The organism is Parapedobacter defluvii (genome assembly GCF_014642075.1).
In the GTDB taxonomy this organism is placed as follows: domain Bacteria; phylum Bacteroidota; class Bacteroidia; order Sphingobacteriales; family Sphingobacteriaceae; genus Parapedobacter; species Parapedobacter defluvii.
Map to the genome: position 1 here is coordinate 376,851 of NZ_BMIK01000002.1, position 14,773 is coordinate 391,623.

The 14,773-nt window shown below is 47.2% G+C and carries 16 protein-coding genes; 7 read left to right on the forward strand and 9 right to left on the reverse strand.

The features are described 5' to 3' along the window. Positions 1 to 34 precede the first annotated feature (34 nt). Positions 35 to 793, reverse strand: a complete 759-nt coding sequence (locus IEX60_RS05405; protein WP_188748248.1) for a PQQ-binding-like beta-propeller repeat protein — start codon at positions 791 to 793, stop codon at positions 35 to 37. A gap of 144 nt (positions 794 to 937) precedes the next feature. On the opposite strand from IEX60_RS05405, the gene IEX60_RS05410 reads away from it, so the two are divergent. Both IEX60_RS05410 and priA read left to right on the forward strand, forming a co-directional pair. Further along, positions 938 to 1,327: a DUF423 domain-containing protein gene (locus IEX60_RS05410; RefSeq protein WP_188748250.1), complete on the forward strand. Its 390-nt coding sequence runs from the start codon at positions 938 to 940 to the stop codon at positions 1,325 to 1,327. 17 nt (positions 1,328 to 1,344) lie between these two features. Next, positions 1,345 to 3,828 (forward strand): replication restart helicase PriA, encoded by a 2,484-nt coding sequence (gene priA, locus IEX60_RS05415; RefSeq protein ID WP_188748251.1) that lies wholly within the window; start codon positions 1,345 to 1,347, stop codon positions 3,826 to 3,828. On the opposite strand, the gene IEX60_RS05420 is transcribed toward priA, so the two are convergent. Further along, positions 3,829 to 4,566, reverse strand: a complete 738-nt coding sequence (locus IEX60_RS05420; protein WP_188748253.1) for a hypothetical protein — start codon at positions 4,564 to 4,566, stop codon at positions 3,829 to 3,831. Positions 4,567 to 4,633: 67 nt separating this feature from the next. Here IEX60_RS05420 and IEX60_RS05425 point away from each other — a divergent pair, with 67 nt between their 5' ends. After that, entirely contained in the window at positions 4,634 to 5,290 is a 657-nt protein-coding gene (locus IEX60_RS05425; RefSeq protein WP_188748255.1) for a protein-L-isoaspartate(D-aspartate) O-methyltransferase, read from the forward strand. Next, positions 5,284 to 7,101, forward strand: coding sequence for a MutS-related protein (locus tag IEX60_RS05430; RefSeq protein WP_188748257.1), 1,818 nt, complete (start codon positions 5,284 to 5,286; stop codon positions 7,099 to 7,101). The genes IEX60_RS05425 and IEX60_RS05430 overlap by 7 nt, the downstream gene beginning before the upstream one ends. Before the next feature lie 22 nt (positions 7,102 to 7,123). Here the strand turns inward: IEX60_RS05430 and smpB are convergent, their stop codons facing one another. From smpB to IEX60_RS05450, 4 genes are all read right to left on the reverse strand, one after another. After that, positions 7,124 to 7,579, reverse strand: coding sequence for an SsrA-binding protein SmpB (gene smpB, locus IEX60_RS05435; RefSeq protein WP_188748259.1), 456 nt, complete (start codon positions 7,577 to 7,579; stop codon positions 7,124 to 7,126). A gap of 11 nt (positions 7,580 to 7,590) precedes the next feature. After that, positions 7,591 to 8,253, reverse strand: coding sequence for a metal-dependent transcriptional regulator (locus tag IEX60_RS05440; protein ID WP_188748261.1), 663 nt, complete (start codon positions 8,251 to 8,253; stop codon positions 7,591 to 7,593). 157 nt (positions 8,254 to 8,410) lie between these two features. Continuing rightward, on the reverse strand, positions 8,411 to 9,289 hold the full coding sequence (gene sucD / locus IEX60_RS05445) for a succinate--CoA ligase subunit alpha (protein ID WP_188748263.1): 879 nt from the start codon (positions 9,287 to 9,289) through the stop codon (positions 8,411 to 8,413). Positions 9,290 to 9,395: 106 nt separating this feature from the next. Continuing rightward, positions 9,396 to 10,145, reverse strand: coding sequence for a DeoR/GlpR family DNA-binding transcription regulator (locus IEX60_RS05450; protein WP_188748265.1), 750 nt, complete (start codon positions 10,143 to 10,145; stop codon positions 9,396 to 9,398). Between the two features lie 57 nt (positions 10,146 to 10,202). On the opposite strand from IEX60_RS05450, the gene IEX60_RS24965 reads away from it, so the two are divergent. Further along, positions 10,203 to 10,328 (forward strand): hypothetical protein, encoded by a 126-nt coding sequence (locus IEX60_RS24965; RefSeq protein WP_262892308.1) that lies wholly within the window; start codon positions 10,203 to 10,205, stop codon positions 10,326 to 10,328. Between the two features lie 29 nt (positions 10,329 to 10,357). On the opposite strand, the gene IEX60_RS05455 is transcribed toward IEX60_RS24965, so the two are convergent. Beyond that, a complete protein-coding gene (locus tag IEX60_RS05455) occupies positions 10,358 to 10,906 on the reverse strand; it encodes an RNA methyltransferase (protein WP_188748267.1) in 549 nt (182 codons plus the stop codon). Between the two features lie 157 nt (positions 10,907 to 11,063). Between IEX60_RS05455 and rpsT the strand changes: the two genes are divergently transcribed. After that, complete coding sequence (rpsT, locus tag IEX60_RS05460; protein WP_188748269.1) at positions 11,064 to 11,318, forward strand: 30S ribosomal protein S20; 255 nt, start codon at positions 11,064 to 11,066, stop codon at positions 11,316 to 11,318. A gap of 78 nt (positions 11,319 to 11,396) precedes the next feature. Here the strand turns inward: rpsT and IEX60_RS05465 are convergent, their stop codons facing one another. Together IEX60_RS05465 and IEX60_RS05470 are read right to left on the reverse strand one after the other, a co-directional pair. Beyond that, the gene (locus IEX60_RS05465; RefSeq protein ID WP_188748271.1) at positions 11,397 to 12,254 is read right to left on the reverse strand and encodes a 3-keto-disaccharide hydrolase; all 858 of its coding nucleotides are present in this window, start codon (positions 12,252 to 12,254) and stop codon (positions 11,397 to 11,399) included. Between the two features lie 16 nt (positions 12,255 to 12,270). Further along, positions 12,271 to 13,095, reverse strand: a complete 825-nt coding sequence (locus IEX60_RS05470) for a helix-turn-helix transcriptional regulator (protein WP_188748273.1) — start codon at positions 13,093 to 13,095, stop codon at positions 12,271 to 12,273. Positions 13,096 to 13,268: 173 nt separating this feature from the next. On the opposite strand from IEX60_RS05470, the gene scpC reads away from it, so the two are divergent. Then, entirely contained in the window at positions 13,269 to 14,759 is a 1,491-nt protein-coding gene (scpC, locus tag IEX60_RS05475) for a succinyl-CoA:acetate CoA-transferase ScpC (RefSeq protein ID WP_188748275.1), read from the forward strand. Positions 14,760 to 14,773 lie beyond the last annotated feature (14 nt).

Sequence of the window (14,773 nt, forward strand, 5' to 3'; positions counted from 1 at the left end):
GTGCATTAGCGATTATCCTCGTTTTTTTATGCCACTATCGTGCATATGACCGGTAACAATATAGTTTTCCGTCGTCTTTACCGCAAAGCAGGTAATTGCCTTCTTTTTCCGATAGTGGGCCGTAGAAAAAGAGCGGGCCGCAGTCAGTCGCTAAGGTAACGTCCGTACTATCCGGCATCTCCTGGTCTCCAACGGTTGCATCGCTTGCTTCGTCTGCCCGGATGCTACGGGACTGAAGCTGTCTTCCGCGGTGGTCGAAAGAGAGGATGCGGTTGCCTGCCTGTACCTCAATGCGGATATCTTCCGTGTTTTCATACGAAGGTGTAGCACCGCGTCCGGTCGCTTTTTGTGAAAGCCGCAAAGAAAATCCGGGCAGCGGGTCGCCCGCGGTATCAATCCGGTATAGCCGTTCGGCGGTGGTAAATAAGAGACTGCTGTCGGAAAGCTGATGGATGTTACCGACAATTGCACCGGGAAGTTGTGCATTCCATAGTTTTTCGCCACTTGCAGAAATGGCATAGAGTATATGATAGGCGTCCTGTATCAGGACAAAGCGCTGGCGGTCATCAAAAATGCAGACGATGGGCTTACTCACCGGCTCGGCATTCAGATCAAAAGTCCACAGAGGTGCTGCGTACCCAGTGGCTCTGTCTGCAGAGGTTATCTCCTCACCAGCAATTTCTGTGTTTTCCTGCCCGGGCGGCTCATCTTTCCTCAGATTTGAAAAATAGAGGTATGAGGTAATGACGATGGCAATGAACACAACCGACGTGATGATTATCAGATTTCTCATCCCTACAAACTTAACATAAAAATGCCATAGCTGCACAGTATGCTGCAAACTATTTATTGCAGATACACCTAATTATCGTTATGTTTGGCAAAATATTATAACATAAATTGGCCTTCAATAAATCATTTGAAAAATTGTTGACGAATGAATAAACGGATCATACTCACCGCTTCTTTTTTTGGTTTGGCCGCTGTGGTGTTGGGTGCTTTTGGAGCCCACGGTTTGGAAGGCAAAATCAGTGAGGACCAGTTGGAAACTTGGGAGACTGCGGTCGATTACCAGTTTTACCACACGGTGGCGCTGTTATTTTTGGCTACCTTTTCAAGAGCAAAAAATACGTACATCAAATTTTCCTTTATCACGTTTACGCTGGGAATCCTGCTGTTCTCCGGTTCATTGTATCTCTTGAGTACTTATTCGATCACTGATTTCGGTACACCGGCTATTCTTGGTCCGGTAACACCAATCGGAGGGCTATGTTTCATTTTGGGATGGCTTGGTTTGTTTATCGCGACGATTAAAAACAAGGGATAGCATTATCCATTTTTACCATGCTTGAATTTACCGAAGGTAAGACCGATATACGTACTACGTTGTTCGTGGAGGTGGTATTACCCCTGGCGATTTCCAAGACCTATACCTACCGTGTACCCGGTATGTGGAATGCAGAAGTAGAGATCGGTAAGCGGGTTATTGTTCAATTCGGAAAGAACAAAGTCTATTCAGCAGTCATTTACCGGGTGTCCAACCAAGCCCCCGAGCGTTATGAAGCGAAATATATCCTGGATATTCTGGATGACCGGCCCATTGTCGATGCCGCCCAACTCCGGCTGTGGGAGTGGATTTCATCCTACTATATGTGTACGCTGGGAGAAGTGATGCAAGCTGCGTTACCGGCTGCGCTGAAACTGGCCAGCGAAACGCGGATCATCGCGGCGGAAGCAGATTCGGTTGATCGGTCTACGCTTACCGACAAGGAATTCCTGATCTTGGATGCACTGGATATTTCACCGGAGCTGAAAGTAAGTGATATCGTTAAACTGCTCGGGCAGAAAACAGTGTTTCCCATCTTGAAAAGACTATTTGATAAAGGACTAATCCTGATTTCGGAGGAGATTACACCCCGATATAAACCTAAATTAAAGACATTTATTTCGCTGCACGAAGATTATGCCGATGATTTGGGCCGGAAAACATTGCTGGATATGCTTGGTAACGCACCGAAACAACAGGATGCGGTTTTAGCTTACCTTCAATTGAATCGACAGCTTTCAAAAATTACCAAAACAGATATTCTGGAGGCCAGTGGTTGCGGTACCGCCAGTATAACGGCTCTGGTTAAAAAAGGTGTGTTTATTGCAAAGGAACGTGCCGTCAGCAGACTCGATGGAGAGGACGTTGAACTTACCGGAGATTTTACGCTTAGTGAGGCCCAAAGGAAGACATTTAGCAACATCAAGGAACAGTTTGAGGAAAAAGATGTTGTGCTTCTACATGGCGTCACAGCCTCAGGTAAGACCCAGGTATACATCCGCCTTATCGAAGAAGCGGTGGCTAATGGGAAAAATGTGTTATATCTGTTGCCTGAAATTGCACTCACAACACAGATAACGGAACGTCTTCGGTTACATTTCGGTAATAAATTGGGTGTTTACCATTCACGTTTTAACGACAACGAACGCGCAGAAGTATGGCATAAAGTGATCAATAACGAGTATCAGGTGATTGTTGGGGCACGCTCGGCTGTTTTCCTGCCTTTTCCCGCACTGGGGCTTATCGTCGTTGATGAAGAGCACGAAACATCTTACAAACAGTTTGATCCGGCACCACGTTACCACGCACGTGACACCGCAATTTACCTTGGTCATACGCATGGTGCAAAAATCCTATTGGGGTCCGCTACCCCCGCCATAGAAAGTTATTATAATGCCAAAGCGGGCAAATATGGACTGGTCGAATTGAAAGAACGCTTTGGAGACGCCAGGCTTCCCGAAATTGTAACCGTGCACATTGGGGAAGAAAATCGGAAAGGCAGTATGTTTTCTTATTTCAGCAGTACACTGCTGGAGGAAATGAAGAACGCCATTGCCCAGCGGCAACAGGTCATCCTTTTCCAGAACCGGCGCGGACATACACCGCTGCTGCAATGTAAAACCTGCGGTTACATTGCAAAATGTATCCACTGTGATGTCAGCCTTACTTATCACAAAAGTAGCGGGAAACTACATTGCCATTATTGCGGTTTTTCCGAAGACCCTTTGCAGGTGTGTCCCGCTTGTGGTTCGACTCATATAGAAAGTAAGGGGTTTGGTACCGAAAGGGTAGAGGAAGAGTTGGAGACGTTGTTGCCCGATGCCCGCGTTGGCCGTCTGGATTTGGATTCCACGCGGGGCAAGCATGGGTTTGACCGTGTATTGAGCGCTTTTGATGAACGTGTTTACGACGTATTGGTGGGTACCCAAATGGTGGCCAAAGGATTGGACTTCGGAAACGTGAGCGTGATCGGTATCATCAATGCCGATGGCTTGATCAACTACCCCGATTTCAGGGCGCATGAACGTGCTTTTTCATTGTTAGCACAAGTGAGTGGAAGAGCGGGACGCCGTGACAGCAATGGAAAAGTGATTGTACAGTCTTATGCGCCGCATCACCGCATCATCCAGCAGGTAATTGCCAATGATTACGACGATATGTTCATGGCCGAAGTAGCTGAACGCAAGAACTATGCATATCCGCCTTTTTTTCGATTATTCCGTATGGATGTGAAGCATAAGGAACAACAAACGGCCTATGATGCATCCCATCGGTTAGCGGCTTCCTTGCGGGAAGTGCTGGGACACCGGGTGGTGGGACCGGAAATCCCTTTAGTGGGGCGTGTACGCAATCACTACATTTTCAGTATCCTGCTTAAAGTGGAACGTGCCGGTACCAGTGTGGGCAAAGTAAAGGAATTGGTCAGATCGGTTTTGCTGCAGTTTGAAGCCGGCAAAGTCAATCGGGGCGTCCGTGTACAGATTGATGTAGATCCCTATTAATTATTTATTCATCATAGCAAAGCTATACTGTAGGGTAACGGCTGCCAAAGGGGCGAAAAAATATTCCCAACGGTAGCGTTTGGTTTGGAGGGGTGCACCGGTAAAGGAACTATTGCTATAGGTATTGATTTTCTGATACGTATAAGCTACGTTGAAATTAGCTTCGGCACTGACAGCAACCCGCGGAACGATGTATAGCTTTATGCCGACGAAAGGGGAGAACAACAGCGCATTCTTGTTGTCTTCTGCAAAAACAGGTGTGTTATCAAATCCCTTTGTGCTAAGCTTTTGGATCATAAATCCCACATCTGCACCAAAGTAAGGCTGGAAACGTGAATAATTGATATTTTTTTCTGCACCGACCTTCACTGCTGTGTTTCGGAACTTTCCGGGTACCTTCGGAACACATCCTTCGCATTCATTATCAAATTCGATGTTGTTGTTAAAATGTGCAGCCTGCAGCCGGTAACTGATTTGATTGTCGTTTACTTTAAATAGAAGGCCGTTGAAATAAGAGGAGTGATAGGGCTGACCCGAAGGCTGGTTAAGCAATTGCGGGAATTGTTCGTATGCATATGCCCGCACAGCAATCGTATACCAATAGTCTGTATTGAAATGATATGTCTTCTCTTTGGGAATAACAAGCGGAGGATAATCAACTGTGTCAATTTTTACGACCTGTGCAGACAACTGATCCGCTCCGACACACCATAAAACAGCCAAAAGAATATACCTCATCTGCGATAGCATTTGTATAGTGCGAAAGTAAAAATTTTTCGCCTAATCTCCGTATTTTTGGGGCACAATGGCATATAAGTTTATTGACAACTACCGGGAACGCGGAGCGAGAAAACAATTGGTGGAACTATTGAAACGGAGAGGGATCGAAGATAAGGGGGTGTTAGCAGCGATTGGTAAAGTTCCGCGGCATTATTTTTTTGACGAAACTTTCTGGAATCAGGCTTACAAAGATATCGCTTTTCCGATCGGCGACGGGCAAACCATTTCCCAACCTTATACGGTAGCTTATCAAACCGAGTTGCTGCACATCCAGCGGGGAGATAAGGTGCTGGAGATTGGGACTGGTTCCGGATACCAAACGTGCATATTGCTCGAATTGGGAGCAAACGTATATACCATCGAGCGTCAAGCCAGTCTCTATAACCGGACTACACGCGTGTTGCCTTATATGGGGTATAAGCCGAACTTTTTCCTGGGCGACGGCTCCAAAGGCATACCCGAACACGCCCCTTATGACAAAATTTTGGTCACGGCAGGTGCACCCTTTGTGCCCGATGTAATGCTGAAGCAACTTCGGATAGGAGGGGTGATGGTCATTCCTGTCGGAAGCGAAAAGGAACAGAAAATGGTAACCGTTCTCCGTGTCGGTGAGCAGGAATATGAGCGGATCGAATTGGATACATTCCGGTTTGTTCCATTGGTGGGAGATCAGGCATGGTAACCCCTGTTTTTAATACCTACCGGAAGAACATCGCGGATACACAGACGCAGTTGATCCGGTTGCGTCGTTCTATAAACATCAATTCTCTAATCCGCTTAGCTGCCATTGTCGGTGGCGGTGCGGCAATATTTGGCGCGGTACAATCGGAACAAGTTAGTGCAGTGATGGTTGCTTTCTTTGCAGTTATCATACTTTTTACAGGGCTTGTATGGCGGCAGAGCAGATTGGAAATACGGAAGACAGCACTGGAAAATTTTCTGGCGGTCAACGAAAATGAAATAAACCTGTCAGAAGGCGAGCCCAATCGATATTCGAATGGTGCAGTGTTTGCAGATAGTCGCCATCCGTACAGTGGCGATTTGGATCTATTTGGTCCATCTTCGCTATTTGCTATGATTAACCGTGGGGCCACCCCGCAGGCCAATGCTTTGTTAGCGGAATGGTTGTTGGCACCAACAGATGCCGGGGTTGTCAAAGCGCGGCAGCAAGCAGTCGGGGAGCTGGCAGACGATTGTACTTGGTGCCAGGAGTTTCAAGCCCGGTTGTGGTTCAATCTGCACCATCCAATTGATTTTAAACGGCAGTTTGCGCAATTTCTGAGCAATTCAGCTATTTCATTCGGCAACAGGTTATTGCGGTTTTACGTGAAAGCGGTACCGTGGCTGATGGTAGTACTGATCATTGCCGCATTTTTTGTTCCGGTCTTTTCAGGCATTGCAGTGTTCTTCGCCATTGTACATCTGTTGGCCGCTGTTGGATGCGGCAGAAAAGTAAATCAGGTTGCGGGGATGACAGATAAGGCGGGGCGCTTATTGGGGGCTTTTGCCGCAGCATTTGAATTGATTGAAAACAGGGAGTGGCGAAGCCAGCGGGGTAAGGAGCTGTTTTCGTCACTCCGTTCGACAACTGGTGGTTCGCCCGTTTCGTCCATATTCAGGGAATTGGCGGTACTGATTGATCGGCTGGACTACCGGTTAAACATGTTGGTTGGCGCAGTACTCAATATGATGGCACTTTGGGATTTCAGACAGGTATATGCACTGATTGAATGGCGCAAAAAATATGGAACAGATATTCTCCACGCATTCGATGCCATTGCCGAATTTGAAGTGTTGGGTAGCCTGGCGGCCGTGAGCCGGAATCATCCGGATTGGGTATTCCCAACCGTACAGGATAGCACCGAGCCGTTTTTGGCGGCTCAGGCACTTGCTCACCCATTGATTCCTGCTGATAATGCTGTCGCCAACGATTATCAAATGCGCAATCACCGGATTGCATTGATTACCGGCTCCAATATGGCAGGCAAAAGTACGTTTCTCCGTACGGTGGGGACCAATGCTGTGCTGGCATTCTGTGGAGCTCCCGTTTGCGGGCATGAAATGCACTTATCTGTCTTTCATCTGATTACGTATATGCGCATTGCAGATTCATTGAATGAAAGTACTTCTACATTCAAAGCTGAATTGAATCGCATCCAAACCGTGCTGCAAACGGTAGATAACCAACGGAATACGTTTTTTCTCATTGACGAAATGCTGCGGGGTACAAACTCGGTCGATAAATACCGGGGCTCAAAGGCTATCATAAAGAAGTTAATCAACTATGGGGGAGTCGGTATGGTTGCCACGCATGACCTACAGTTGGCTAAACTGGCTGAAGAGCACCCCGGTGTGGTACATAATTTTCATTTTGACATCCAGGTCCTTGACGGGGAAATGCTTTTTGATTACAAACTGAAGGACGGGGCATGTACCGTATTCAACGCATCGTTGCTGTTGAAAGGGATCGGTGTGGAGGTAAACGAAAATTGAATGTATTGCCGTGTTTGAAATATCAGCCTTTCATTACCCGTGCCAACTCCCGTTTGGTATCCCGTTCTTTGATCGTTTCCCGTTTATCGAAGTCCTTTTTACCCTGGGCCAATGCGATCTCCACCTTGGCAAATCCCCGTTTACTAATAAAGATACGTAGCGGAATGATCGTGAATCCCCTTTCTTCACTTTTGGTCCTCAGTTTTTTAAGTTCCTTTTTGTTCAGCAGCAGCTGTCGGTCCCGTTTCGCCTCATGGTTATAAAACGACCCGTGTGAATACTCTGCTATGTGCATATTTCGGATGTAGAGACCGTCGTCAAAGAAGGAACAAAAAGAATCATTGATATTGGCTTTCCCTTCGCGTATGGATTTAATTTCCGTGCCTAAAAGCCGGATGCCTGCTACATACGTATCCAGGATATGGTATTCGAAATAAGCTTTCTTATTTTTGATATTGATGTCTGATGATAGTGTCATCTTTGTATAAATTACAACGGTTTGCAGTAAATATTTTGTGCAACCTTGTCCGAAATACTGGTTTTGATACCGTCTATTTCCAACGCCATGGAATGGTCAAAAGCATATTTATGCAGTACCTTAACCTGACTGTGTATACGCATGCCGATTTCGCTTACATATTGTAGAAAAGACGGGCTGTTGTCTTTTACCGCTACGATGACATACGGCTGATGTTCCGCAGCTTCCGCCAGTGTGAGACGGGCTTCATCGATATAGTTGCCATCGGCAGTCGGAATGGCGTCACCGTGTGGATCGAACTGGGGAAACCCTAGAAACTTGTCAAGTCGTTCCACCAATTTATCCGATTTGATATGTTCGAGTTGTTCTGCAATATCGTGCACTTCGTCCCAACTGAATCCCAATTTATCAAATAGAAAGGTTTCCCAAAGCCGGTGTTTACGTATGATGGTAATTGCCAGGTCACGCCCGGTATCAGTGAGTGATATCTTTCCGTATTTTTCATAATTGACGAGTTGCTTCTCCCGAAGCTTCTTCAGCATATCAGTGGCAGTGGCCGGGCGTACATTGAGTTTCGCCGCCAATTGATTGGTGCCTGCTTCGCCACCACTGCCCTGCTCACCGGTAATCCGGAGCAATGCTTTTAGGTAATTTTCCTCGGTATCAGACAGCATAATCGCAAACTTAGGTAACTTGCTAGTTATATCCAAGCAAGTTGCGGCTCTCATCCATCTTTAAAATATGCACACGGATGAAACGCAATGAATTCAAATAGAAAAGGCACCTAACGGGGTGCCTAATAGTGCTAGTGTGTTGAATGAAAAGTTATCTTTACGCACTTACGCCCAGTTCATCAGCCATGGCTTTGCCGATTTCCGCCGGCGATTCCACGACGCGGATACCACATTCCCGCATAATCTTCATCTTAGCAGCAGCGGTGTCATCGGCACCGCCGACAATTGCACCGGCATGCCCCATACGGCGTCCCGGAGGGGCAGTTTGTCCCGCGATGAAGCCAACAACCGGCTTTGTGCCATGTTCTTTGATCCAACGGGCAGCCTCCGCTTCCATACCACCACCGATTTCCCCGATCACAATAATTCCTTCGGTCTCCGGATCATTCATCAACAGTTCAACCGCCTCTTTGGTGGTCGTACCGATGATGGGATCGCCCCCGATACCGATTGCGGTTGTGATACCCAATCCAGCTTTTACGGTTTGATCCACCGCTTCGTAGGTTAGCGTCCCTGACTTCGACACTACCCCAACGGTACCCTTTTTGAAGATAAAACCGGGCATGATACCGATCTTTGCTTCATCGGCGGTGATGATACCCGGACAGTTTGGGCCGATCAGCCGCGAATTTTTATCGCTCAAATAAGATTTCACCTGAATCATGTCCTTGGTGGGAATACCTTCGGTAATGCATACGATAACTTCGATACCGGCAGCGGCGGCTTCCATGATCGCGTCTGCAGCAAATGCAGGCGGGACGAAGATAATGGATACATTCGCACCGGTTTTCTCCACCGCATCCTGTACGGTGTTGAAGACAGGTCGATCCAGGTGTGTCTGACCTCCTTTACCGGGGGTTACACCACCTACTACCTGCGTGCCGTATTCAATCATCTGTGAAGCATGGTAGGTGCCTTCATTGCCCGTAAAACCTTGTACGATTACTTTGGAGTCCTTATTTACTAATACGCTCATGGTTCTGTCTTTTTGCACCGCAAACTTAGATAAAATTGCTTTCATATGCAACATCCCTTATTAGCTGCTGAAGAATAGATTTCAGCGACATTTAGGGCGATTGCTGTTACATCACGGTGAGGTTCTTTTGGATAAAGTGGGTCAATAGCGGGTCGGTAGGATTAAGTTCAGTAATCAGGTAATTGATTTGACTGGCTGAGCAGATGTTTAACCACTTTACCGTATTTAGCTTTTCGGATATACTGATTACTGCTGTTTTCTTGGCCGATCGCATGAGTGCCTTTTTTACCTGCACAACTTCCCAATCTGCATCAGTCAGCCCTTCCTCGGATGAGAATGCATTGGCACCCAGTATGCAGAGATCTGCTTTCAAGCCCGCCAATTGATTGACGACGCTCGCACCGATATATAAATTCGCGTTTTTGACAAGTTTGCCACCGATGCCAATGACATTCAGGTTCTCGTGTTGGGCAAGCGTGATCGCAACCTGGGGGCTAATGGTGATGATGGTGAGTTTTAATGAAGAGGGGATCATCTTGGCCAATTCAAGCATCGTGGTACCCCCCTCGGTGATGATGACCATGTTGTTTTTGAGCAATGTAATCGCCTTCGCAGCGATTTTCTTTTTCGATTCCACGGCATAGACCACATGTTCCGAATTAAAAGGCGCTACAAATGATTTGCTGATGGCTCCGCCATGCACTTTAATGACCTTTCCTTCTTGGGCCAGCTCATGAAGGTCTCTTCGTATTGTATCATCCGAAACATTTAGCTGCTCACTAAGTTCTACAGAAAACACCTTATTATGTAAGTCAATTTCCCTAAGAATAAACTCTTGTCGTTTACTTTTTCTCATGTTAACAGTTTTTTCGCGGTTTTTCCCTCAACCACAAAGATAATTGTTTATTGCGGATTGAAACGTTTTTCGGTTGCAGCCTATGAGGAAGGTGGATATGAGGCTGGACCGGCGTCCGGTGTGACAGCAGAAGCAGAAGCCGTTTTACTGGCGGCCATGAAGAAAATGCCGCAACGGGAGTGATGGAGTGACTCAGTACCCAGGCACCTCCACTATCGGGCGGTTTGCCCTTGCGCGAGGTATTTCCGGTAAAATTCCCAAAGCACGATCCCTACGGATACCGCGATATTCAACGAGTGTTTGGTGCCGGATTGGGGAATTTCCAGGCATGCATCGGCTATCTTCATTACCTCTTCTGATACTCCATGTACTTCGTTGCCGAATATCAACGCATATTTTTCTCCGGTTTCCGGCGTAAACTCCTGGAGAGGGATGCTCTCCTTGGCTTGCTCGATGGCCAGAATACGATATCCGTTTTGGCGGAGTTTCCCCACAGTTGCCGCCGTGTCAGCAGTATGCTCCCATACCACGGATTGCGTGGCCCCTAGTGCAGTTTTCTCGATTTCCCGGTGGGGTGGGGTACCGGTGATGCCACACAATACGATCCGTTCAAGAGCAAAAGCGTCGGATGTGCGGAAGGCCGAACCCACATTGTGCATGCTACGGACATTGTCGAGTATCAAGGTGACCGGAAGTTTCGCCTGTGCCCGGAATGTTTCAACCGACGGCCGTCCCAATTGATCCATAGATAATTTCTGCATGGATGCAAAGATATGAAATATGAAGTTAAGGGGTATAGCTTACGAAATGCGGAGTTGCAAGTACGATGTTAAAAATTTGAGATATTTGTTTTGGATATTAAAAAGAAGGTGGTATCTTTGCGGACTGAAAAATAGAAGAAAAAATTAGCTAAGATAAATGGCAAATCATAAATCAGCACTTAAAAGAATCCGCTCAAACGCTGCGAAGCGCCTGCGGAACCGTTACCAAGCTAAAACAACCCGTAATGCGATAAAGAAATTGAGGGGGACTACCAATTCCGAAGAGGCAAAGGCGCTGTTGCCACGGGTGATTTCCATGCTTGACCGCTTGGCCAAGAAAAATGTCATTCATAAAAACAAAGCTTCCAACAACAAATCAAAGTTGACGAAGTACGTAAACGGCTTGTCATAATAAATACTACAGATACAATAGAAAGCCGCCCTGAAAACTCAGAGCGGCTTTTTTTGTGCCCTTACCCAACACAGGCGGTTACTCCGCCTGCTCGTTTCTCAGTTGTTTAAGTACTTGCTGTAACTTGGTCTGATCCTGTATATAAGGTGCCAGGTCAAGCAACTCCACCTTTCGGAAATCAATGGGATGACTTTCGCTCTGCAGGGAAATGTAGCCGCTTTTTAACGGTTTGCCGTCCACCTTAACAGCAGGATCGTAGTTTGATACACTGCCGCCTCCGATCTGTGGTTTGTAGTAAGTAAGTACCGTGTCACCTTCAAGGATATGATGCACTACAGAGTCTGTCAGCACGAGAAATTCTGCAGTTACCCATTGGTCACCGTGATAAGTCTTTGAAGTCGAATTGGTGCAATGGGGCGTAAACAGTTCGCCATCCACCTCCATCAATACATTAGTTCCCGGCGTACAAAGATTGCTCGTAGTCCGTTCATGGGTCCCATCGCCACCAAGCAGTTGCCCTTCAATGGATATCGGGAAATCTTGATCCTTCAGCATCGAGTGCGGATCCTGTCCGTGCAACATGGCACCGCTGTTGCGCCAGGCCCATCCTTCGCCTCCAGGGGCCTGTTCTCCCACAAAACGGTATTCCACACGCAGTAGATAGGCCGAAAAAGGTGTGTTATAATGTATATGACCGTACTGGAAATCGAAATCGGTATAGCCATCATACCGTACCTTCAGCAGACCATCTTCCACACGGAACGTGTTGGCATAATTTTCGCCCACTTCATGTTTGGCGATTTTCACTGTCCAGTCATTGAGATCCTTTCCGTTAAAAAGCTGGATCCATTCCAACTGATCCGCTTTCTTGGCAGCACTGGTACATGCGGCGGTTGACAACGTTGCCACAAATGCGATGATAAAAAGTGTTTTCATTGATTGAATAGTTGAATTACTGTTGTTTTATGGGGGACCAAAGCCCTCTGTGCTTTACATATTCACTTGGCCGTACGCCTATTATTTTAGTAAACGTATTGCTGAAGGTCGGTAAGCTGCTGTAACCTACTTTCGCTGCCACATCGTTGATGCTTAGTTTATCATCCAGCAGTAACTTCAATCCCTTAAGCATGCGCAAAATAGTAAAATATTGGATAAAAGACATATTCAATTCTTTTTGGAACAGGCGGGCTAATGATCGCTCACTGATGCCAAATACATCGGCTACCTGTTTGAAGCTAATGCTGTCTGCAATGTGCCTGTCCAGGTATTCGACGATCTTCAAAAGCCGGGCATCGTCAGGATAGGGGAGTGCCAATGGAAGTGCTCCTTTGCTCAGTTCGGGAAGTAACATCTTGAATGCTTTGGCGATGCTGTACCTGTTTTCCTCTTGGGGATGGATGTTACCGTTCCAACGATTGGTGAACATCATCAACTCCATCAGCAGGTCGTCAACGGGATAAATGGCCGTTTGTGCAAAGAACGCATCGTCACATTCGTAGACGGGGAAGTACAGGTTTCGCATAATGACTTCCGGCGTGCTGGGGTGGATACTATGCCGAATACCCGCGGGAATCCAGATGTAGTGCCTGGCAGGTAGGAAGTACGATCGCTGGGGAGTGTTAAGGTATACGACACCGCCTTCTGTGTACAGGAATTGGCCCTTTTTATGCACGTGCTCGGGAATGAATTTCTCTCCCATGACAGCATGGTGGCAGTAAATAGTATCCGGATACCGGTCCACTTCCGTGATATAATACCTGTTTACATATTGTCTCATCTGTTGAATCGATCAGCCTGGCAGGCTGATCGCCGGCAAAAATAACGAGAAAATACGGAGTTTTGTCTAAAATGGATAAATTTATGACCTAAAGCAATAAGCATGGTCCGTATATAACCGTTAATATTGCTGTTGCAATATGTGTAGAAATAATGTGAACAAATTTATCGGAAATGTCATACGGAAGGATTAAAGCGACGCAATTGATTGATAAGGTAACCACGGCGGATGAGGCCGCAAGGCTGTTTGAGCATGGCATGGTCATAGGTGCGAGCGGATTCACGAAAGCGGGCGACAGCAAGGCGGTACTGGATGCCCTGGCCAGACGGGCTGAAAAAGAAGAGTTGAAAATCACGCTAATGACCGGTGCATCGCTGGGTCATGATACCGATGCCAAACTGACCCGTGCCGGCGCATTGGCAAAACGGATGCCTTTTCAGGTTGACCGCGTGCTCCGCGAAGCAATTAACCGGGGCGAGGTACTATTTGTCGACCAGCATCTCAGCGAAAGTGCCGAACTGTTGCACAACAATTGCCTGCCCCCGGTTGATATTGCAGTGATTGAGGCGGCGTTTATTGAAGCGGATGGCAGTATTGTGCCTACCACGTCCGTGGGAAATTCCGTAACGTTTGCCGCATTGGCAAAAAGGGTCATTATCGAAATCAATACGCGTGTTCCGGAGGCTATTTACGGCCTCCACGACATCTTCCAGCCTGACAATTACCCGCATCGTAATGTAATTCCGATTGTGGCCCCAGAGAACCGTATCGGCCGCAGATCGATACCTGTGGATATCAATAAAATTGCTGCCATCGTATTTACGGATATTCAGGATAGTCCTGCGGATATCGCTCCACCGGATGCCAAAACCATTGCCATAGCGGGACATCTGCTTAGATTTTTTGAGGACGAAGTGAAAAAGGGACATCTTACGGACCGGCTGCTGCCATTGCAGGCAGGAATCGGTAAAGTGGCCAACGCCGTGCTTTCTGGTTTTAAAGACAGCAATTTCTATGACCTCCGTATGTTTTCGGAGGTATTGCAGGACAGCACTTTTGATTTGCTGGACAGCGGTAAATTGAGTTTTGCTTCGGCATCGTCCATTACGCTTTCAGCCGACTGCTATGATCGGGTGTTCGCTAACCTGCAGAAGTATAAGGACCGCGTTGTCCTTCGGCCGCAGAATATCAGCAACACACCCGGGCTGATCCGGCGCCTCGGTGTCATCGCGATCAATACAGCCATTGAATTCGATATCTATGGCAATGTCAATTCCACACATATCGGTGGTACAAATATCATGAATGGCATCGGCGGATCCGGTGATTTTGCCCGTAATGCATACCTGAGTATTTTCGTGACGCAAGCGGCTTCAAAAGATAATCGGATTTCCCACGTACTGCCAATGGTCTCTCACGTCGATCATACGGAGCACGATGTAGATATTTTGGTGACTGACATCGGATTGGCCGATTTGCGCGGGTTGGCTCCCCGCGAGCGGGCAGATCGCATCATCCGAAATTGTGTGCATCCCGAGTACCGGGAGTCACTGCGATCCTATTTTGATCGTGCCTGTCAGTTACGCGGTGGGCATACCCCTCACATGCTCGAAGAGGCGTTCAGCTGGCATAACCGGCTTAGGGAAAACGGAAGTATGAAATAAAGGTAATTCTTATC

Excerpts from the sequence above, each read along its gene's own strand:
- IEX60_RS05405 (WP_188748248.1), bottom strand. The coding sequence starts at position 793 with ATGAGAAATCTGATAATCATCACGTCGGTTGTGTTCATTGCCATCGTC.
- IEX60_RS05410 (WP_188748250.1), top strand. The coding sequence starts at position 938 with ATGAATAAACGGATCATACTCACCGCTTCTTTTTTTGGTTTGGCCGCT.
- priA (WP_188748251.1), top strand. The coding sequence starts at position 1,345 with ATGCTTGAATTTACCGAAGGTAAGACCGATATACGTACTACGTTGTTC.
- IEX60_RS05420 (WP_188748253.1), bottom strand. The coding sequence starts at position 4,566 with ATGAGGTATATTCTTTTGGCTGTTTTATGGTGTGTCGGAGCGGATCAG.
- IEX60_RS05425 (WP_188748255.1), top strand. The coding sequence starts at position 4,634 with ATGGCATATAAGTTTATTGACAACTACCGGGAACGCGGAGCGAGAAAA.
- IEX60_RS05430 (WP_188748257.1), top strand. The coding sequence starts at position 5,284 with ATGGTAACCCCTGTTTTTAATACCTACCGGAAGAACATCGCGGATACA.
- smpB (WP_188748259.1), bottom strand. The coding sequence starts at position 7,579 with ATGACACTATCATCAGACATCAATATCAAAAATAAGAAAGCTTATTTC.
- IEX60_RS05440 (WP_188748261.1), bottom strand. The coding sequence starts at position 8,253 with ATGCTGTCTGATACCGAGGAAAATTACCTAAAAGCATTGCTCCGGATT.
- sucD (WP_188748263.1), bottom strand. The coding sequence starts at position 9,289 with ATGAGCGTATTAGTAAATAAGGACTCCAAAGTAATCGTACAAGGTTTT.
- IEX60_RS05450 (WP_188748265.1), bottom strand. The coding sequence starts at position 10,145 with ATGAGAAAAAGTAAACGACAAGAGTTTATTCTTAGGGAAATTGACTTA.
- IEX60_RS05455 (WP_188748267.1), bottom strand. The coding sequence starts at position 10,906 with ATGCAGAAATTATCTATGGATCAATTGGGACGGCCGTCGGTTGAAACA.
- rpsT (WP_188748269.1), top strand. The coding sequence starts at position 11,064 with ATGGCAAATCATAAATCAGCACTTAAAAGAATCCGCTCAAACGCTGCG.
- IEX60_RS05465 (WP_188748271.1), bottom strand. The coding sequence starts at position 12,254 with ATGAAAACACTTTTTATCATCGCATTTGTGGCAACGTTGTCAACCGCC.
- IEX60_RS05470 (WP_188748273.1), bottom strand. The coding sequence starts at position 13,095 with ATGAGACAATATGTAAACAGGTATTATATCACGGAAGTGGACCGGTAT.
- scpC (WP_188748275.1), top strand. The coding sequence starts at position 13,269 with ATGTCATACGGAAGGATTAAAGCGACGCAATTGATTGATAAGGTAACC.